We start from the raw sequence: 19,855 nt of genomic DNA on the forward strand, positions 1-19,855 counted from the left end.
CATGACCGATGCAGTGCGCATCGCGGATCGTCTGGTCTGGCGCGACGGAGCCCTCACCGAGGGCCACCGCCGCGTGCCGGAGGAGACCGCGGTCGCGCTGACCTACAATGGCGGCACCCAGGCCGTCATGATGGCGACCCCGCAGGATCTCACCGACTTCGCCATCGGCTTCAGCCTCAACGAGGGCATCATCGCCAGCCGCGACGACATCATCTCGCTCGATGTCGTCGAGCTCACCGACGGCATCGAGCTCAGGATGTGGCTGCCGCCGGAGCTTGCTGCGCGCATGGCAGAGCGCCGCCGCAGCCTCGCCGGTCCCACCGGCTGCGGACTGTGCGGCATCGACTCCATCGCGGAAGCGGTGCGGCCGGTGGCGCGCGTGCCCGCGGGCCGGCGCTTCGCGCCGCGCGACGTCATGACCGCGCTCGCCGCGATCGAGCCGCTGCAGAAGCTCAATCGCGAGACCCGCGCCGTGCACGCCGCGGCGTTCTGGACGCCGGCGCGCGGCATCGTTGCGCTCCGCGAGGATGTCGGCCGCCACAATGCGCTCGACAAGCTCGCCGGCCACCTCGCGCAGGCGCGAAGCATTGCGACCGAAGGCATCGTGCTCATGACGAGCCGCGTCTCCGTCGAGCTGGTGCAGAAGGCCGCGGCTATGGGCGCCCCCGTTCTGGTCGCAGTGTCAGCACCGACCGCGCTCGCCATCCGCATGGCCGAGTCCGCGGGGATCACGCTGATTGCGGTGGCCCGCAACGACGGCTTCGAAATCTTCACCCATCCCGACCGGATCGTCGCGAGCGCCGAGACCGGCGCGCGATCAACACAGACGGACAACACCCATGTCGCATAACCCCTCCGAGCGCCTCGTCTACATGGCCAACCAGATCGGCAAGTTCTTCCAGAGCCAGGGGCAGGAGAAAGAGGTCGCCGGCGTCGCCGAGCACATCAAGAAGTTCTGGGACCCGCGGATGCTCAAGACGATCTATGCGCATCACGATGCTGGCGGCGCCGGCCTCGACCCGGCGGTGAAGGAAGCGATCGGCCGGCTGAAGCAGGCGGCGGTCACCAAGGAAAAGGCATAGGCGGCCGGCTGTCCTACCGCGCGCCTGGTCCGGTCATCCCTCCACGAGTGCGGTGAACACGCGCCGCACCTCGGTCTGCGTTTCGCGCAGCCTCGCCTCGAGCGCCGAGAAATCCGGCGCGTCGCCCGCCCGGGTCATCACCCGCAGCAGGTCCTCGCCGGCCTGATCCGGCTTGAACTTGTCGCTGACGCACAGCCGCACGATCTGCGTCAGATCGTGATAGAGCCGCGCGGCCTGACGCAGGATCACGGCTTCAGCACGCGGTAGCACGCCGAGCCGCTCGGCATTGTCCAGCACCGCAAGCGTGCTGACATCGAGAATCTCCGGCGTCGTCGCGGCATGGACGAGCTGCAGATATTGCGCGACGAAGTCGATGTCGACCATGCCGCCGGCGGCGTGCTTGAGATCCCACAGATCGGCCTCGCCCTTCTCGGCGGCGATCGCGCGGCGCATGTCGGCGACGTCGCGCGCGATCGCGCTCCTGTCGCGCGGCCGGCGCAGCGCCGCCTGGATGATCTCCTCGATGTGCGCCCGAAACGCCGGCGACGCCGAGATCACCCGCGCGCGCGTCAGCGCCATGTGCTCCCAGGTCCACGCCTCGTGCTCCTGGTAGTGCGCAAAGGAGTCGATGTGCGAGGCCAGCGGACCGGCGCGACCCGACGGCCGCAGCCGCATGTCGATGTCGTAGAGCACGCCGTAATTGGTGCGCGAGGTGAAGGCTGAAATCAGCCGCTGGGTGAAGCGCGCAAAATAATGCGCGCCCTGCAGCGAGCGCTCGCCGTCGGAATCCGGCGCGTCGGCATCGAAATCATACAGCAAAATCAGGTCGAGATCGGAGGAGGCCGTCATCTCGCGCGCGCCGAGCCGCCCCATCGCCACGATCGCGGTCTCCTGGCCCTTGATGCGGCCATGCTGGGCGGCAAAGCGGTCGGTCACGAGATCATGCACGGTGTGCACGATGCCCTCGGCGACATCGGCGAACGCGGTGCCGGCCTGCTGCGCCGACACCGTCCCCGAGAGGATGCGCGTGCCGATCAGGAATAGGCTCTCCTGGCCGAACAGCCTGAGACGATCGAGAAACTCCTCATAGGTCCCGGCATCCTGCAGCGTCGACGCCAGCCGCTCCGACAATTCACGCCGGTCCGGGATGGCGCCGAAGAAGCGCGGATCGATCAGGCCGTCCATCAGCCGCGGCTGCCGCGCCAACATGTCGCCGAGCCGAGGCGCCGCCCCGAGCACGAGCGCAACGAGCGCAACGAGGTCGCGGTTCTGCCCGAGCAGGGTGATCAGGCGGCCGCCGAGCTGCAGTGCCTGCAGGAAACGGTCGAAGGCGACGACCGCGCGATCCGGCTCGTCGGCATGGGCGAGGCCATCGATCAGCGCGGGCAGGAAATCGGTGAACGCGGTGCGCGTCGCATCGGTGCGGAACACGCGGTACTCGCCCGCGAGCCATTGCTGCAGGGTCTTGGCGACCATCACGGGATCGCGGAAGCCCAATGCGGCAAGATGCTCCATCAGGCGCGGCTCGTCGGGACCGGCGCCGTAGTTCACCGCCGGCAGGCTGACAGTGCCGGTGGGATCGCCCTCGAACAGCCTGGCGTAATGTCCCTGCACGACGGCGAGATGGAACAGCAGATCGGTCGCGAACCGCTCGCGGCTCTCATAGCCGAAAAAGCATGCGAAGCGGCTCACGCCCTCGATATCGTCGGGCAGGCTGTGGATCTGCTCGTCCGCCATCATCTGCAGCCGGTGCTCGACCCTGCGCAGGAACTCATAAGCCGTGGTGAGCTCGTCACGCGCCTGCTCCGTGATCCACTTGCTGGCGGTGAGCACGTCGAGCGCCTGCAGGGTCGGACGCACCCGCAGCTCGGGGTGTCTTCCACCGGCGATCAGTTGCTGGGTCTGGGCGAAGAACTCGATCTCGCGGATGCCGCCGCGCCCGACCTTGACGTTGTGGCCCTCGACCGCGATCTCGCTGTGGCCGCGATAGACCTGCATCTGCCGCTTCATGTCGTGGACGTCGGTCAGCGCCTGGAAGTCGAGATGCTTGCGCCATACGAAGGGCGACAGCTCCGCCAGCATCGCCTCGCCCGCGACGACGTCGCCGGCACAGACCCGCGCCTTGATCATCGCGGCGCGTTCCCAGGTGCGGCCCTCGCGCTCGTAGTAATGCAGCGCTGCCTCGGTCGACATCGCCACCTGCGTCGAGGCCGGATCCGGCCGCAGCCGGAGATCGACGCGGAATACATAGCCGTCCGCGGTGCGGCTCTGCAGCAGCCGCGCCATCGCTTGCGTCACGCGGACGAAGAACGGCTGCGGCTCGATGTCGCGCGCCAGCGAATTGACCTCGGGGTCGAAGAACACGATCAGGTCGATGTCGCTCGAATAGTTGAGCTCGCCCGCGCCCATCTTGCCCATCGCGAGCACGAACAGGCCGCTGCCCTGCTCCGGATCGTCGGCATCAACGGGCGCAAGCCGGCCGCGCACCGTCTCCAGGCGCAGCAGATACCGCAGCGCCATCTGCACCGAGGACACCGCGACGTCGGTCAGCCCCGCCGTCACCTGCATCACCGGCCACACGCCGCCGATGTCGCACAGCGCGATCAGCAGCGCCGCCTCGGATTTCAGCCGCCGCAGCAGGCTCATCACCTCGGTTTCGCTGGAGGCGGCGAACACCTCGCGGCCGGTGCGGGCGATCAGCTCGGAAAGGTGCGCCTGCGGGTCGCAGCGCAGAAGACGGTCCAGACGATGGCCGTCGGCGCGGACGAGATCGAACAGATAGGGCGAGCACTCGGCAATCCCGAGCAGGATGGTTCGCGGCCAGCCGCCGGCGAGCAGCGCGCGGAGCGAGACGGCCAAGGACGGCTCAAGCTCGGCGAGCCACTCGTGGAGGCGGTGTTCGGCTTTGTCGGGCGCACGGACATGCGGGCCGGCAACGAAACGTTCGGCCAGCGTCTGCCCGTCCGCGTTTCCCGGCGCGGATGAGGTCATGCGGCCTTCTGTGGCACATCCTGCGCCGGCGCCGCAAGCTTCGCGGGCACGCCGGCACCGGCCGGCAGCACCAGCGTCGCGATCAGCCCCGGCCTGGCATCGGCGAGCCGGAGCTCGCCGCCATGCAGGGTCGCGACGGCGGACGCCAAGCTGAGACCGAGGCCGGACCCCGGCAAGGTGCGGCTCGCCTCCAGCCGCACGAAACGCTCGACGGCGCGCTTGCGCTCGGCCTCGGGAATGCCCTCGCCATGATCGGTGACGCTGAGCAGCACCTGTCCGCCCTCGCGCCGCGCCTCGATCAGGATCTCGCGGCTATCAGCGGCGGCGGCATCGAGCGGCAGCGCCGCCGGCTTGCCGTATTTGATCGCGTTCTCGACGAGATTGGCGAGCGCCTGGCTGATCAGCTCGCGATTGCCATGCACCGGCGCGGCCGCGGCCTTGACCCGCAACGTCATCTCATTGTCCTCGGCCAGCGGCTCGTACAATTCGTGGATGCCGCCGGCAACCTCGGCCGCGTCGAACTCGACCATGTCGCCGCGCGCCTGCCCGGACTCCGCCCGCGCGATCATCAAGAGCGCGTTGAAGGTGCGGATCAGGCCGTCGGATTCCTCGATCGTGCGCTCCAGCGCGGCGCGATATTCGTCCTCGGAGCGCGACTTCGCCAGCGCCTCCTCGGCGCGGTTGCGCAGCCGCGTCAGCGGCGTCTTCAGGTCATGCGCGATGTTGTCGGAGACCTCCTTGAGGCCGGTCATCAGCGCCTCGATGCGCTCCAGCATCGCATTGAGATTTTCGGCCAGGCGATCGAGCTCGTCGCCGCTGCGCCCGACCGGCAGCCGGCCCGAGAGATCGCCATCCATGATCCGCCGCGTCGTGCCGGTCATCGCATCGATCCGGCGCAGCACGCGCCGCGCCACGAAGATGCCGCCGCCGATGCCGAGCACCATGACCACGAGCACCGACCATTGCGCCGCCTTGGCGACGATGCCGAACAGCCGGCGCCGTTCCTCGAGGTCGCGACCGATCAGGAGCCGAAAGCCGTTGGAGAGCTGCGTGACGTAGACCAGCGCGCGGTGGTTCTGCTCGCTGGAATCATCGAGCCGGCGATAGAAGGTCTCCGACCAGCCGGACGAGCCCATCACGCCCGCCGCCAGCGAGCCGACATTGCCGGCGATCATCTGTCCTGTCGGCGTGGTGATGAGATAGAGATTGGCACCGGGCCGCAGCGCGCGGCTCTCGATCGCGCCGACGATTCCGCGCAGGCCCCAGCGGGAGAAGATGTCGGTCATCTCGCTGATTTCGGAGGTGACCGTGGTCGAGATCTGCTCAGTGATGAGGCGGCGGGTGTTCCAGGCGAAATAGCCGAGCAGCGAGGCTGCGAACAGCGCAAACAACAGCAGATAGACCAGCGTCAGCCGGAACGCCGTGGTGCGGATCAGCTTACCGAAGGCCGTCACGGATCATGTACCCCGCGCCGCGGATGGTGTGGAGCAGCGGGCGGTCAAAACCCTTGTCGATCTTGGAGCGCAGCCGCGAGATGTGGACGTCGATCACGTTGGTCTGCGGATCGAAGTGATAATCCCAGACGTTCTCCAGGAGCATGGTGCGCGTGACCACCTGCCCCGCGTGCTTCATCAGATATTCGAGCAGGCGGAACTCGCGCGGCTGCAGGGTCAGCTCGTCCTTGCCGCGCGCAACCCTGTGAGAAAGACGGTCGAGCTCGAGATCGCCGACCTTGTAGGTCGTCTCCTCGGCCGGGCCGCCATGGCGGCGCGACAGCACCTCGACGCGGGCGAGCAGCTCGGCAAAGGCGTAGGGCTTCGGCAGATAGTCGTCGCCGCCGGCGCGCAGGCCCTTGATGCGGTCGTCGACCTGGCCGAGCGCCGACAGAATGAGCACCGGCGTCCGGTTGCCCTCGTCGCGCAGCGCGCCGATCAGCGACAGGCCGTCGCGCTTGGGCAGCATGCGGTCGACCACCAGCACGTCGTAATCCCCGCTTTCGGCCATGGCGAGCCCCTCCTCGCCGTCGCTGGCGAGGTCTGCGACATGTCCGACCTCGCGGAACGCCTTGACCAGATAGTCGGCGGACTCGCGGTCGTCTTCGATGATCAGGAGGCGCATTGCGGAAACGGGGGCGGTGGTCACGGTTGGTGTCCATCTACATGGACCGGCCGCGGTTTCCGTGCAAGGCGGCGTGGGCCCGGGGTTGATCGGCAGCAAAGTGGGCGGTGAGGTTGGGGGACCTCACCGCCCGAGTTCCTTCCGACGGAGGGGGGCGTTGTCCAACGGAAGGTCTGTGGGAGCGGAACTTTAAGCCCGCCCCAGGAAGAGCCGCCGACGCGGGGGCACTTGCCGGCGGCCTCCCATCTCGTAAGGGCTCTTAGCCCTTGGCCAGCGGCACCGCGACGAAGCGCGACTGGCCGCCGCTCTTCACGCGCATCAGCACGCTGTTCTTGTTGTCGGCCTTCGCGGCGTTGATGGCCTCGCGGACGTCACCGGCAGAGGTCACCGACTTGCCCGCGACCTCCAGGATGACGTCGCCTTCCTTGAAGCCGCGATCGGCGGCCGCGCTCTTCGGATCGACCTCGGTGACGACGACGCCGTCCTTGCCGGCGCCGGCGACGCTCGAAGCGGGCGCGACGGTCATGCCGAGCTTCGGCACGTCGGCGCCGCGGGTCGGGCTCGCATTGTCGCCGCCGGTGTCGGCCTTGGCCTCGATCGTGTTCGGCAGCTTGCCGAGCGTCAGGTTGATGGTCTTCTCCTGGCCCTTCTGCAGGACGTTGAGCTTGACCGAGGCGCCCGGCGCAATGCCGCCGATGGTGCGGGCGAGCTCACGCGCGTCCTTCACCGGCTCGCCATTGACCGCGGTGATGACGTCGCCGGACTGGATGCCGGCCTTCGCCGCCGGACCATTGGCCTGGGGCTCTGCGACCAGCGCGCCCTCGGCCTTCTTCATGCCGAGGCTGTCGGCGATATCCTGCGTCACCGGCTGGATCTGCACGCCGATCCAGCCGCGGCTGACCGAGCCGCTGTCCTTGAGCTGCGCGATCACACTCTTCACCGTCGAGGCGGGGATCGAGAACGCGATGCCGACGCTGCCGCCGGACGGCGAATAGATCGCGGTGTTGACGCCGACCACATTGCCGTCGACATCGAACGCCGGACCGCCGGAGTTGCCCTTGTTCACGGGCGCGTCGATCTGGATGAAATCGTCATAGGGGCCGTTGCCGATGTCGCGGCCCACCGCCGAGACGATGCCGGCCGTCACCGTGCCGCCGAGGCCGAACGGATTGCCGACCGCCAGTACCCAGTCGCCGATGCGCGGCTTGCCGTCGGCGAGCTTGGCGAACGGGAAGTTCGAGCTGCCCTCCACCTTGATCAGCGCCAGATCCGTGCGCTGGTCGGTGCCGATCACCTTGGCGCTGTAGGTCTTGCCGTCGTCGGTCGTCACCTCGACCTTGTTGGCGCCGTCGACCACGTGGTTGTTGGTCACGGCATAGCCGTCGGCGGAGATGAAGAAGCCGGAGCCCTGCCCGGTCACGGCGCGGCCGCCACCACGGCCGCCGCGGCCCGGCATGCCGGGAATGCCGTTCTCACCGCCGAAGCGGCGGAAGAAGCGCTCCATCGGCGAGCCCGGCTGGAACGGCGTATCGTCGTCGCTGTCGTCCTTGGCGACCTTCTCCGCGATGTTGACCTTGACCGAAATCACCGACGGCTTCACCCGCTCCACGATGTCGGCAAAGCCGACGGGGCGCGCGACCTTGCTGACCTCGTTGGCGACCTGCGCGTGCGCCGAGGTCGAGAACAGATCGACCGGCGCCCCCTGCGGCGCCAGGCCATAGGCGGCGACGCCGAGGCCCGCGACCACGGAGGCCATCAGCGCGAACTTGCGCGCCGAGAACAGCCCGCGCCGGGGCTGGCGATAGGACGGAAGCGAGGACAGGTCGGTCGGACGGTCAGTCATACGGTTTTCTCCGCAAGCGATTTTGGTCAAGGTCTAAACTGGGGTCCCGGGCCGTGCGCCCCGTTCGCCAGTGAAGATGGGGGCCGCCGCCTTACGGCGTGCTGGCTGCGGCGTTAAACTTCTGTAATGGACGGACACGAACACTGCGGCGGAATGGCGCAGATGGTGGAGCGCGACAGAAAAGCCTTGCGAGACCAGGCGCTTGCCCACGTCCCGGCCGCCCCGTAGCGGCCATCATTTTGGCCGGTCCGACCAAAGTCGTAACCCCCGTAGGGCGGGTTAGCCGCAGGCGTAACCCGCCGCCTTTCCAACAGCCCCCGATCCAGCCGCCGCACATCCGCCCGCACCGGAGCCAGCCCCCGGCGGATGACGCTTTCGCTAATCCGCCCCACCCGTCCGGTGCGCTCGCAATGACGCCCGGAGCAACTATCCTGATCCACACTATCAAACAGCATGTGGAGAAAACTAACCGCGAGTCGAGCCTCCACATCCTCGCGACGCATCCCGCGCCCGAGCTATGCCCTTGAACTCGCACCCTCGCATCGAGGGCACAGGGAAGGCCGGGCGCTGGCCGCGCCCGTGGCCCGCCTGCGGAAAAAAATGCAGGCGGCAGGTACCACAGGTCTGGCCGAACACGCCCGGCCCTCCCTGTGCGATGGTGTTAACGATTATACGTGATCTCCCCGGGGACCGGCTGTCTTGCCCCCGTCGCCGGCGGATCATCACCACCGGCTTGGCCTCAGCACCGGGAGGCCAGGACCACACGATTTCCCGTCCGCGATCCGCCGTTCGTCGGCGAGGCCAAAGCCCCGCTGCGGCAGCCCGCGTCCATCGCATTCCATCCCGACGTCCGTGACGATCGCGATACGCTCCCTCAGCGGAACGGAACGCGGTGGAGCATAAGGGTGATTTGGGGTGGGAGGCAAGAGGATTTTTGATTTTCGGAAAGTATTGACTAGATTGTGTAAGAACGACTGATTTGCCCGACGAGGCTGGGCAAGAATCCGAATTAGGGGGGTGAGAGGGCTCGGCGCGGTGCAATTTCGAGCCATGACTGCATCATGGTCCAGAATCGGATCAGGGCAAGCGAAACCGCCTCCCATGCGCCCCTCGCTTCGCCGGAAGTGGCATGTAGAGCTGCAAGAGCCCATTCGGCGATGCGGGCGAGGAAGTCGTCGAAGCCGAGAATGTTGAGGGCGCGGGTGAGATTGTAGCAGAGCGCCATGAGGCTCCATTCCCCGCGAACCTTGTCGAAGCCGCGGACAAGGAAGTGCTGATAGCCGGCGCGGCACTTGAGCGTGCCGAACGGGTGCTCGACGATGGCCGAGCGGCGGCGCATCAATTGGCCGGCCTGTTCGCTCGCCATCCTCTGGCGGTGACGATCCAGCACCTCTTCGTGCTCCCATCGAGAGACGCGGCGGCTTTTTTCCTTCGCAGAGAGACAAGACGCCTTGAGGGGGCAGATGCCGCAAGTCGCCACGGAGGCCAGGTAGCGGCGTTCCATCCTGCCGCTCGTATTCTTCCAGAGCTTCTTTGTTGGATGCAGCGCTTGGTCTGCGGGACACTGGTAGGTGTCGGTCGCGGAATTGTAGGTGAAGTCACCTCGCGTGAAGCGACCGTGCTTCTTGCCATTGCCGTGATGCAGCGGGACATAGGCGGTGACGCCGTCATCCTCGCAAGCCTTGATATCCTCGCTGTTGTAATAGCCGACATCTGCCAGTATCTGCAGCGCCTCGACCTGGAGGCCCTCCTTGGCCGCCTTCGCCATCATATGAAGGTGTCCTGTATCGCTGCGATTGACGACCTCGCTGGCGATGATCAGCTTATGCTTGTCGTCGACGACGCTCTGGACATTGTAGCCTGCGATCGTCTGGTCGCCCTTGCTCAGCAGTCGCGCATCGGAATCGGTCTTCGACACCTGTCCCTTGTCGCCCTTGTCCAGGTTCTCCAGATCGGACTGTGCGCGTTCACGCCTGGCCATCAGCTCCTTGATCTTGTCCCCGACATCGCCGCCATCCTTGTTGCCATCCTTGCCGTCGTCGGGCTGCTTCGCTTCCGCCGCGTCGTTGGTGTCGAGAGACTTGCCGTACGCCTCAATCTCCTCATCGAGCTTGGCGATCTGTTTGGCGAGCTTCCCGCGCGTGAAGATGCTGTCCTTGCTGGCATTGCCGTGGAACAGCGCGCCGTCGACCGCGACCAGGGTCCCGCCGATCAACCCGATCTCCTGCAGCAACAGGACGAAGCTACGGTTCGCCGCCTTCAAGGCAGCCCAGTTCTCCTTGCGGAAGTTCGCAATCGTCCGATAGCCGGGCTTCAGGTTCCTCAACAACCAGATTAGCTCCAGATTGCGGCCGGCTTCACGCTCGAGCCGGCGCGACGATCTGATCTGGTTCAGATAACCATAGAGATAAACGTAGCTGTCAATCGCACGAACCGGATTGTCCGGCCCGACATAATCCTCAATCCGAGGCGGAAGCAGGCTCTTTTGATCGCGGCTCTCGCCGCTCTTGAACGGCCGATTCGTCATGCCCCCAAATCTTACCGTGAACACTGAGTTCTTGCCCAGCCTCGACGGGCAAGAGTTGCGGAGTTGACATCACCAACACCCAGAGACCATTTAAGATCTAATACGTTTCGACTTTAGATCGTGATAGGCAACCCAGATGCGGTTCGTCTTCAGCAATATCGCCGCGGCCCTCATTCGGCTGACTGTAATAACCGCGATCACCGTTTTTCTCGCCGCTTATCAGCTCTCGCCGCAGAGTGTGGTCGAGGCATTGCTGAATAACCCGCCTGCATGGACAACCAATCCTTTGGTCAGACTCGGAGTGCTCTTTTTAGGAGGAGCAGCAGTCGCGTTGCTGCTGAATTGGGACAGGCTTTTCACGACCCGGCTCAACCGCGATCGAAGAGCGCTAGTGGACCGAGCATTCGGATCGCTACCACTGGAATCCCGCGAATGGCTGATCCAGCACTACGCGGGCGGCCGCCCCACGTCACCTCATGCAGAAATTCTGTATGAACTACGATTAGTTGACAGAGACTTCGTCGGCTGGACGGAGGTAAAATCCGATTTAAAGCCGTTTATTGCCGAGAAGGTATCGCGCAGCAACTCCGTGTTCCTTCAATGGAAGCCAAACAGTGATAGCTATGACATCAACGCAGTGGATCGTTATCTGCTTAATAGCCTCGATGCTGTTTGCGGCTTCCGCATTATTTCTCGTCATTCGCAACGGAATATCCAACAGCGCCACCCTGACCAAGGACGTCGCATCGGATGCGCTTGCGCGTTTGCCCAGCCATGCAACGGCCCCTATTGAGCGGCTTGCGGAGCTTGGTTGGACTGTCACGCCTCAACCAGACAAATTGCAGTTTAGCATTACCGGACCGAACCTTCCTGACATGGCGCTGTCGGCTAGTCTGTTCAATACGCTGGACCGCCCGTTCACACTCCAACTACAGCAGCTCAACAGCCTAGCTGGCTTGCACCTACTTTCTGACAACCACCAATGCACTGAGATAGGCATTGGGGCCAGTGAATTTACAGACACAGCTGAACTTGGTGGCTTTACCAACTTGACGAAGCTCGTGATTTCTCAAACACCGTTGAACGGCAAGGGAGTGCTAGATGCGTCGCCACTAGGAAAATTGGTGAATTTGCGTGTACTCGTGCTCAATTCGTCGCGAGTTAAAGACGTAACTTTCGCGTCGTCGCTCGTGAATTTGGAAACGCTCAATTTGGGCGAAACCCTCGTAACCGATATTTCTGCAGTTTCGGCACTATCAAAATTAGTCTCATTTGACGTGAGAGGCACCCGCGTGACCGACCTGCGGCCTCTCAGACAAAGCCTCGCGCTGCGAGAATTGGAAATCGGGGGAGCCCAAACGCTCTCACTTACAAACTTGTCGCATCTGGATGGCTTGAAACAGCTTCGGGTAATCGAACAGGGCGACGTCGATCTTTCGACAATTAGCTCGTTGGTAACACTCGAGCGAATTTTTTTGTGGGGGCCACTGCATGTCGACGCAAACGTTCTTCGGCCACTGAAGGCGCTTAAGGATCTCCAGATATCAGGGTTCGGCTTTCAGCAAATCGCAACAACAGTCGTCAACGCGCAGGCCATCGCCGAACTGAAGAACTTGAACACATTGACGCTTGGCAGCCTACGGCTCGACACCTTCGATTTCCTAGGGAGCCTTATGTCGTTGACCACTCTCAACCTCAACGAATTGCCATTGAATTCGATAGAACCAGTGCGCAAGCTTCAAGCACTGAAAAGCATCTCCCTCACATCCATCCCAGTCGTGGACATCACCCCCCTTGTTGATCTTCCTGCTTTAGAAGAGGTTCGCATAATGCGAACTCCTGCGCGTTCAGACGCAGTAAGCGCGCTAGAACGGCGGGGCGTCAAGGTGATTGTATACTGACTGATCCTCCTCGATATGACAGGACCGGGCTTGTCCCGGGCTCTACGTCGTTCTCAGCGTTCTGGACGACGTAGATGGCCGGGACGAGCCCGGCCATGACGGCGTGGAGATGGACGAGCGCACCACTCCGATCGTCGAAACGCGAGAGCCATATCTCGCGCCGCCTGCAACGACCCCAGGAACCGGCTCACCTCTTGCTTCAGGCGGCTGCTGTCCGCCGACAGCGACCTTGCCGCCGTCAGCACCTGGCTCGACGCCGAGCCGGTCTCCGACGCGTCGCGTTGGACGTCATCGATGTTGCGGGAGACGCGCTGGGTGCCGCTCGCGGCGTGCTGGACGTTGCGGGAGATTTCCTGAGACGCGGCGCCCTGCTCTTCCACGGCGGCGGAGACGGCGGCCGAGATTTCCGACAGGCGGCCGATGGTGCTGCCGATCTCCTTGATCGAGCCGACCGACTCCGCGGTGGCGGCCTGGATGCCGGAGACCTGCTGGGCGATCTCGCCGGTGGCCTTTGCGGATTGATCGGCCAGCGCCTTGACCTCGGCGGCGACCACCGCGAAGCCGCGGCCGGCCTCGACGGCGCGCGCCGCCTCGATGGTGGCGTTGAGCGCCTGGAGGCTGGTCTGGCCGGCGATGGTGGAGGTCGGCAGGCGTCGCCCGGATGAGCGCAGCGATATCCGGATTCATATCGACAGGGCGTGAGACCCCCGATGTCGCTTTCGCTCATCCGGGGCTACGAGAACGCCGCTATGACGCGAGCGGGCACCACACCCGCCGCTGTCGTCCCTGCGAACGCAGGGACCCATACTCCGTGACGGTCGTGGTGAAACAAGACTGGTCCGGCATCACGCGCAACGACATCTCCCTGGGGTTATGGGTCCCTGCGTTCGCAGGGACGACGGTGGAGAGCTGGGTAGCGGTGTCGCGTTATGACGACAACTTGTAGGGCGGCTTAGCCGCAGGCGTAAGCCGCCGCGATCCGAGCTCGGTCTGCAGTGGCGGATTACGCTGCGCTAATCCGCCCTACTCGACCGAACGCGTCGCCCGGATGAGCGCAGCGATGTCCGGATTCGCCTCGAGAGCGCGTGAGACCCAGGATGTCGCTGCGCTCATCCGGGCTACGGGCGAGATGCCCGCAACTACTAGCTCGCCTTCACGCTCACGATGAACGCATCCACCTCGCGCTTCAGCGTCTCGGCCTGTTGCGACAGCTCGCCGGCGGCGTCGCGGGCCTCGGTGGCGAGGCGGCCGGTTTCGGCCGAGGTGGAGGTGATCTGGGCGATGTGGTTGGAGACGTCGAGGGTGCCGCGGGCGGCTTCCTGGACGCTCTTGGAGATGTCCTGGGTGGCGTTGCGCTGCTGCGAGGTGTCGACCTCGATGCCGGACATGATGGCGCTGATCTCGGAGAGCGTGGTCGAGATGCCGTCGATGGCGCCGCGAGTCTCGGCGGTGATGCCCTGGATGCTGGCGACATGCGCCGAGATCTCGTCGGTCGCCTTGCTGGTCTGGTTGGCGAGATTCTTCACCTCCGACGCCACGACCGAGAAGCCCCTGCCGGCCTCGCCGGCGCGGGCGGCCTCGATGGTGGCGTTCAGCGCCAGCAGGTTGGTCTGCGAGGCGATCGCCTGCACCAGCTGGACGACGGCGCCGATCTTCTCGGCGGCGTCCGACAGCGAATGGATGGTGTTCTTGCTCTTCTCGGCCTGCGACGCCGCGCCCTCGGCGCGCTGGGTGGCGTCGGAGACGCGGCGGCTGATGGTGCCGATCGAGCTCGACATCTCCTCGGCCGAGCCGGCCACCGTCTGCACGCTGCGATTGGCGTGGTTGGCGGCGGCCTCGACCGCATTGGCTTTAGCAGAGGTGTCGTTGGCGGCGCGCGACAGCGTCTCGGCATTGCTCTTCAGCCGGACCGCCGAGGACGCCACGCTGCCGACGACGCTGGCGACGAGCTCGTTGAAGGAGTGGATGCGGCCGTCGAGAAAGCGCGAACGCTCGCCCTGGCGCTGCGCCTCCTGCAGCTCGCGCTCCGTGAGGCGCTGGCGCTCGATGCCGTTGGTCTTGAACACCTCCAGCGCGCCGGCGAGCTGTCCGATCTCGTTGCTGAGGCCGAGGCCGGGAATGCGCGTGTCGAATTTCTGGTCGGCGACGTCGCGCATGGCGCTGACCATCGCGGCGAGCGGGCGCAGGATGCCGTTCTGCACGGCGGCGTAGGTCATCAGGCAGACGGCGCTGGCGAACACGGCAATGGCGACGCAGGCCATGAGGAAGTAGGAGAACGCCGAATGCGCCTGCTGATAGGTCAGCATCGCATGATCACGCGCCGGGCCGCTGAGACTGGCGAAATCCGACGACAGGCTGGTGATCTGATTGTTGAGATAGAGCACCGCGATGAAGCCGGTGCCGCCGCCGATCGCCAACAGCATGAGGAGAGAGGCCACGACGCCCCCCACGAGGAAGCGGATCGTCAGATTACTGTTGGAGAACATCGGCTTTGCCCGGGTACGTCAGACGGAATGTCAACGCACACTTCCAGACAAAGGTAAAATAAGATGAAAGCACGGGGGCGGGGCGAGCACGGGGTTTTGCGGGCTACCGGCCGAAGCAAGATGGAGCATCGAAGGTGTGCTGGACGCTGACCATGAGCACTCCGGCCACGTTCTGCCTTCCGCTCCTCACCCTGAGGAGCCCGCCGCAGGCGGGCGTCTCGAAGGGCGAGGCCCGCGCTGTGGCCTCATGGTTCGAGACGGCGCTGCGCGCCTCCTCACCATGAGGGTGAGCTCCGAAACCGGCGCGGCGCATCGACCATGAGTCGCGCACTTCATGTCGCCGGCGGCTGCTTTTCCGCGGCCATCAGCGCCGCAAGCCGCGCCTCCTCGTCGGCCGTCAGCTTCGGCATGACCTCCGGGCCGCGCTGGCCGCGGCGGCGCACCTGCAGCCACAGCGCAAGCCCGCCGCCGAGCAACAGCACCGGCGGCAGCAGCCACAGCAACAGGGTCTGGCGCTCGAAGCGCGGCTTCAGCAGCACGAACTGGCCGTAGCGCGCGACCAGGAAATCCAGCACTTGATTGTCACTATCACCGGCGGCGAGACGCTCGCGCACCAGGAGGCGCAGGTCGCGCGCCAGCGGCGCATCGGAATCGTCGATCGACTGGTTCTGGCAGACCATGCAGCGCAGCTCGCGCGACAGCGCGCGGGCGCGCTGCTCCTTGGCCGTGTCGGCCATGACCTCGTCGGGCTGCACCGCATGCGCCACCGGCGCCGCGAGCAGCAGCAGCGCGAGCGCCGCGAGACCGAGAATGCGTCGCATCCGCCCTACTCCGCCGGCTGCAGCGCGTGCGCGGCACGCGCCGGCCGCGGCGCACCGACACGGAGACGACGATCGGACAGCGACAGCAGGCCGCCAAACGCCATCAGCACCGGACCGAACCAGATCAGCAGCACCAGCGGCTTGTGATAGATGCGCACGGCGAGGCCGCCGTCGGCGGTGGCGTCGCCGAGCGAGACGTAGAGCTGGCTGACGCCGCGGGTCATCAGCGCCGCTTCAGTCGTCGACATGCCGCGGGTGGCGAAGCTGCGCTTGCTCGGCGTCAGGACGCTGAGCTGCCTGCCGTCCTCGCTGATAACGAAGGTGCTGACGACCTCGCTGAAGTTCGGGCCCTGGCGCTGGGTCATGCCGTCGAACTTGATCTGGTAGCCGGCAAGATTGCGGACGTCGCCGGGACGGAGCGTGCTGATCAGCTCGCTGTTCCAGGTGGTCTCGCAGACGATGCCGAGCAGCGCGACGCCGAGCCCGGCATGCGCGAACGCCGTGCCCCACACCGAGCGCGGCAGGCCGCGGGTCCGGTGCAGCGCGGTCCTGAACGGCACGCGGGCCACGCCGCTGCGCTCGACCAGATCAACGACGGAGCCGGTGATCACGAACACGCCGAGGCCGATGCCGAGCGGCGCCAGCGCGCTGCCGCCGCGCGCCCACGCCCAGACGATCGCGATCGCCACCAGCGCGGTGATGCCGGCCGCGAGCAGCCGCTGCATCGCGGCGACGAGATCGCCGCGCTTCCACGCCAGCATCGGGCCGAACGGCACGATCAGCAAGAGCAGCGCGAACAAGGGGCCGAAGGTGATGTTGTAGAAGGGCGCGCCGACCGAAAGCTTGAAGTCGAGCGCCTCCATGATCACCGGATAGAGCGTGCCGAACAGCACGGTGGCACAGGACACGGTGAGCAGCAGATTGTTCAAGACCAGCGCGCCCTCGCGCGAGATCGGCGCGAACAGGCCGCCCTGCTTCAGCGCGGTGGCGCGGCCGGCGAACAGCGTCAGGCTGCCGCCGATGAACAGCACGAGGATGCCGAGGATGAAGACGCCGCGCGTGGGATCGCTGGCGAAAGCGTGCACCGAGGTGATGACGCCGGAGCGCACCAGGAAGGTGCCGAGCAGGGACAGCGAGAAGGTCAGGATCGACAGCAGGATGGTCCAGACCTTGAGCGCGTTGCGCTTCTCCATGACGACGGCGGAGTGCAGCAGCGCGGTGCCGGCGAGCCAGGGCATCAGCGAGGCGTTCTCGACCGGGTCCCAGAACCACCAGCCGCCCCAGCCGAGCTCGTAATAGGCCCAGTACGAGCCCATGGCGATGCCGAGCGTCAGGAAGATCCAGGCCATCAGGGTCCACGGCCGCACCCAGCGCGCCCAGGCGGCATCGATGCGGCCCTCGATCAGCGCGGCGATGGCGAAGGAGAACGAGATCGAGAAGCCGACATAGCCGAGATAGAGCATCGGCGGATGCACGGCGAGCCCGATGTCCTGCAAGACGGGGTTGAGGTCGCGGCCCTCGATCGGCGGGGTGGCGAGGCGCGTGAACGGGTTCGAGGTGGTCAGGATGAACAGATAGAACGCGGTCGCGACCCAGGCCTGCACGGCGAGGACGCGGGCGCGCAACGACAGCGGCAGATTGTTGCCGAAGGCCGCGACCATGGCGCCGAACAGCGCCAGGATCGACACCCACAGCAGCATCGAGCCTTCGTGGTTGCCCCACACGCCGGTGACCTTGTAGAGCAGCGGCTTCATCGAGTGCGAGTTCTCGAACACGTTGGCGACGGAGAAATCCGAGGTCACGTGCAGGGTGATCAGCGCGATGAAGGACAGACCGGCGAACAGCAATTGCGCCAGCGCCGCCGAGCGGCCGACATTCATCAGCGCGACGTCGCGCTGGGCGGCGCCGAGCATCGGCACGGTGGACTGGATCAGCGCCAGCGCGAGCGCCAGCACCAGGGCATAATGTCCGCTCTCTGCAATCACTGCGTCGCTCCTGCCGCGCTCTTGTCAGCTCCCTCGCGCATCGACACCGGGCTTGGTGTGGCTGCGCCGGCTGGCTTGGCGCCGGCTTGCGGCTTGCCGTAATCGTCCTTCCAATGGCCCTGCTTCTTCAGGCTGTCGGCGACTTCCTTGGGCATGTAGGTCTCGTCGTGCTTGGCGAGCACGGTGTCGGCCTTGAACACGCCGTTGGCATCGAGCGCGCCCTCGGCGACGACGCCCTGCCCTTCGCGGAACAGATCCGGCAGGATGCCCTTGTAGGCGACCGCCAGCTTGGCGCCGCCGTCGGCGACCTCGAAGCTGATGTCGAGATCGTCGCCGCGCTTCAGCGAGCCCGGCTGCACCAGACCACCGAGCCGGAAGCGCTTGCCCGGGCCGATATGCTTCTCCGCCACCATGGTCGGGGTCGAGAAGAACACGATGGAGTCGCGCAGCGCGTTGAGCACCAGCCCTGCCGCGACCGCGAGCACGAACAGCGCACCGCCGATGATCGTCAAACGCCTCTGCTTGCGTGTCATCCCGTCATCCCGTTGGCGGCGGAAGCGCCGCTCATCCATCCAAGCCGAAAGTCTTCACGCCCTCGTTGAGCTGCCGCAACCGCTCGGCATCGCCGGACACCGCCTGCCGCGCATCCGACAGCGCCCCCTTGGCCTTGTCGAGATCGCCCATCACGACATAGGCGCGCACCAGGCGCAGCCAGCCCTCGACGTCGTCGCCATTCTGCTTCAGCCGCGCCGCCAGCCGGTCGACCATGCCGCGGATCATCGTCTCGCGGTCACCGTCGCTCATGCTCTTGGCCGCGGCCATCGCCTCGCTCGGCAGCGCCGGCACCTCGCCGCCGCCGACCCGGCCGAGCGCCGCCGTCACCAGCGGCCGCCACGGCGCATCCGCCGGCGCCTTGCCCAGCATCGCCCGCCAGATCGCGCCCGCATCGTCCTTGCGGCCGTCCTGCTCGGCGGCGAGACCGAGGTAGTAGTTCGACTTCGGCTCGTCGGCCTCGAGCGCATGGGCCCGCTCGAACTCCGCCTTGGCCTCGGCGGTGACGACGCCGCCGGCGGCGGCCGTGATCACCTCGCCGAGATCGGCGCGCTTGGCCGCGCCGTCGCCGGCATAGGTGATCATGTTGCGGTAGGCGCGAATCGCGTCATCGGTGCGGCCGAGCCGTGCCAGCACCGGGGCGAGCACGGTCCAGCCGCGGCCGTCGGTCGGATTCTTCTGCAGATGCTGCTCGACCTGCGCCACCAGCGTTTCCAGCGGCTGCGTCCCGGTGGGCGGCGCCGCGCGTGCGGTGAGCGGGAAATCCGGCAGTTGCGGCGAGCCGAGCGGCAAATAGACCGCGAGCGCCACGATCGGCACCCCGATCAGCGCCAGCACGGCCGACGCGCGGCGCAGGCCGAGGCTCGGCTTCACCGTGGCCTCGCCCTCCTGGTCCGCAGCGGCCAAAAGGCGGCGGCTGATCTCGACCCGCGCGGCCTCCGCTTCGACCTTGCCGATCAGCCCGGTTTCGACGTCGCGCTCGATCTCGGCCAGCTGGTCCTTGTAGACGACGACCTCGCGACCGTCCGACGAGGCCCGCGCGCCCAGGCCGAGCGGCAGCAGGACGGCGAAGATCGCCGCGGCCGTCAACACGGCGAACACGAACCAGAGAGTCATCGGACAGAGTTCCAGTCAGCGCCCACCGGCAGGCGCGCCTCGCGCCGCTTTTAACCAGCACCGTTCCCGGCGGCAATTCACATTTGCCGCCGTGGTAGCCCAGCCGTCCGCGCCGAAAAACTCAGGAGGATTACGTAATTAGGGGACCTCGAACTCGGCGCTCTTGGCGAGATAGCTGCCGCGCCCGTTCAGGGCCACCAGGAAATAGGTCCCCGGCCTGACATGGTCGGTGAGCCTGATCCGCAGCGACCCGACCGGGACCGGAGACGCGATGGTGGTGACGGGATCGGCGAGTGGCGCCCCGCTCGTCTTGTCGACGAGCACGACCTTCGCCTTGATCATGAGGTTGCGATAGGTCGCGCGAACGACGCGGTTCTCGACCTCGACGAAGTTGATGACGGAAATCATGGTCTTGATGAAAACGGATGGAACC

At 66.0% G+C, this 19,855-nt stretch carries 15 protein-coding genes and 1 pseudogene; 4 read left to right on the forward strand and 12 right to left on the reverse strand.

Annotation, left to right across the window (positions count from 1 at the left end):
- The first annotated feature begins 1 nt into the window (after window position 1).
- Window positions 2-850 carry a formate dehydrogenase accessory sulfurtransferase FdhD gene (fdhD, locus tag QX039_RS26745; protein WP_315739825.1) on the forward strand — a complete coding sequence of 283 codons (849 nt, stop codon included), beginning with the start codon at window positions 2-4 and terminating at the stop codon, window positions 848-850.
- The gene (locus QX039_RS26750) at window positions 840-1,082 is read left to right on the forward strand and encodes a formate dehydrogenase subunit delta (protein WP_315739826.1); all 243 of its coding nucleotides are present in this window, start codon (window positions 840-842) and stop codon (window positions 1,080-1,082) included. The genes fdhD and QX039_RS26750 overlap by 11 nt, the downstream gene beginning before the upstream one ends.
- 33 nt (window positions 1,083-1,115) lie before the next feature.
- Here QX039_RS26750 and QX039_RS26755 read toward each other — a convergent pair whose 3' ends face one another.
- The 5 genes from QX039_RS26755 to QX039_RS26775 all read right to left on the reverse strand — a co-directional run bounded on the left by QX039_RS26755 (window position 1,116) and on the right by QX039_RS26775 (window position 10,561).
- Window positions 1,116-4,073, reverse strand: coding sequence for a bifunctional [glutamine synthetase] adenylyltransferase/[glutamine synthetase]-adenylyl-L-tyrosine phosphorylase (locus tag QX039_RS26755; protein ID WP_315739827.1), 2,958 nt, complete (start codon window positions 4,071-4,073; stop codon window positions 1,116-1,118).
- On the reverse strand, window positions 4,070-5,527 hold the full coding sequence (locus QX039_RS26760; protein WP_315739828.1) for an ATP-binding protein: 1,458 nt from the start codon (window positions 5,525-5,527) through the stop codon (window positions 4,070-4,072). Before QX039_RS26760 ends, QX039_RS26755 begins: the two co-directional genes overlap by 4 nt.
- Window positions 5,511-6,191: a response regulator transcription factor gene (locus tag QX039_RS26765; RefSeq protein WP_315739932.1), complete on the reverse strand. Its 681-nt coding sequence runs from the start codon at window positions 6,189-6,191 to the stop codon at window positions 5,511-5,513. Before QX039_RS26765 ends, QX039_RS26760 begins: the two co-directional genes overlap by 17 nt.
- A 259-nt stretch (window positions 6,192-6,450) precedes the next feature.
- A complete protein-coding gene (locus QX039_RS26770; protein ID WP_315739829.1) occupies window positions 6,451-8,034 on the reverse strand; it encodes a Do family serine endopeptidase in 1,584 nt (527 codons plus the stop codon).
- Window positions 8,035-9,043: 1,009 nt separating this feature from the next.
- On the reverse strand, window positions 9,044-10,561 hold the full coding sequence (locus QX039_RS26775; RefSeq protein ID WP_315770445.1) for an IS1182 family transposase: 1,518 nt from the start codon (window positions 10,559-10,561) through the stop codon (window positions 9,044-9,046).
- Between the two features lie 665 nt (window positions 10,562-11,226).
- Between QX039_RS26775 and QX039_RS26780 the strand changes: the two genes are divergently transcribed.
- A complete protein-coding gene (locus QX039_RS26780; protein WP_315739831.1) occupies window positions 11,227-12,462 on the forward strand; it encodes a leucine-rich repeat domain-containing protein in 1,236 nt (411 codons plus the stop codon).
- A gap of 158 nt (window positions 12,463-12,620) precedes the next feature.
- On the opposite strand, the pseudogene QX039_RS26785 reads toward QX039_RS26780, so the two are convergent.
- Both QX039_RS26785 and QX039_RS26790 read right to left on the reverse strand, forming a co-directional pair.
- Window positions 12,621-13,103, reverse strand: a pseudogene (locus QX039_RS26785) (methyl-accepting chemotaxis protein); the annotation flags it as partial.
- Between the two features lie 501 nt (window positions 13,104-13,604).
- Complete coding sequence (locus QX039_RS26790) at window positions 13,605-14,948, reverse strand: HAMP domain-containing methyl-accepting chemotaxis protein (RefSeq protein ID WP_315739832.1); 1,344 nt, start codon at window positions 14,946-14,948, stop codon at window positions 13,605-13,607.
- A 152-nt stretch (window positions 14,949-15,100) separates the two neighbouring features.
- On the opposite strand from QX039_RS26790, the gene QX039_RS26795 reads away from it, so the two are divergent.
- Window positions 15,101-15,232, forward strand: coding sequence for a hypothetical protein (locus QX039_RS26795; RefSeq protein WP_315739833.1), 132 nt, complete (start codon window positions 15,101-15,103; stop codon window positions 15,230-15,232).
- A gap of 48 nt (window positions 15,233-15,280) precedes the next feature.
- Here QX039_RS26795 and QX039_RS26800 read toward each other — a convergent pair whose 3' ends face one another.
- The 5 genes from QX039_RS26800 to QX039_RS26820 form a co-directional block, all read right to left on the reverse strand.
- A complete protein-coding gene (locus QX039_RS26800) occupies window positions 15,281-15,769 on the reverse strand; it encodes a cytochrome c-type biogenesis protein (protein WP_315739834.1) in 489 nt (162 codons plus the stop codon).
- A gap of 5 nt (window positions 15,770-15,774) precedes the next feature.
- A complete protein-coding gene (locus tag QX039_RS26805; RefSeq protein ID WP_315739835.1) occupies window positions 15,775-17,754 on the reverse strand; it encodes a heme lyase CcmF/NrfE family subunit in 1,980 nt (659 codons plus the stop codon).
- A complete protein-coding gene (gene ccmE / locus QX039_RS26810) occupies window positions 17,751-18,287 on the reverse strand; it encodes a cytochrome c maturation protein CcmE (RefSeq protein WP_315739836.1) in 537 nt (178 codons plus the stop codon). Before ccmE ends, QX039_RS26805 begins: the two co-directional genes overlap by 4 nt.
- A gap of 31 nt (window positions 18,288-18,318) precedes the next feature.
- Window positions 18,319-19,422: a c-type cytochrome biogenesis protein CcmI gene (ccmI, locus tag QX039_RS26815; protein WP_315770447.1), complete on the reverse strand. Its 1,104-nt coding sequence runs from the start codon at window positions 19,420-19,422 to the stop codon at window positions 18,319-18,321.
- Between the two features lie 138 nt (window positions 19,423-19,560).
- Window positions 19,561-19,830, reverse strand: a complete 270-nt coding sequence (locus tag QX039_RS26820) for a hypothetical protein (RefSeq protein WP_315739838.1) — start codon at window positions 19,828-19,830, stop codon at window positions 19,561-19,563.
- Between the last annotated feature and the right edge of the window lie 25 nt (window positions 19,831-19,855).

This window comes from Bradyrhizobium sp. SZCCHNR1043 (assembly GCF_032489675.1).
Lineage (GTDB): Bacteria > Pseudomonadota > Alphaproteobacteria > Rhizobiales > Xanthobacteraceae > Bradyrhizobium.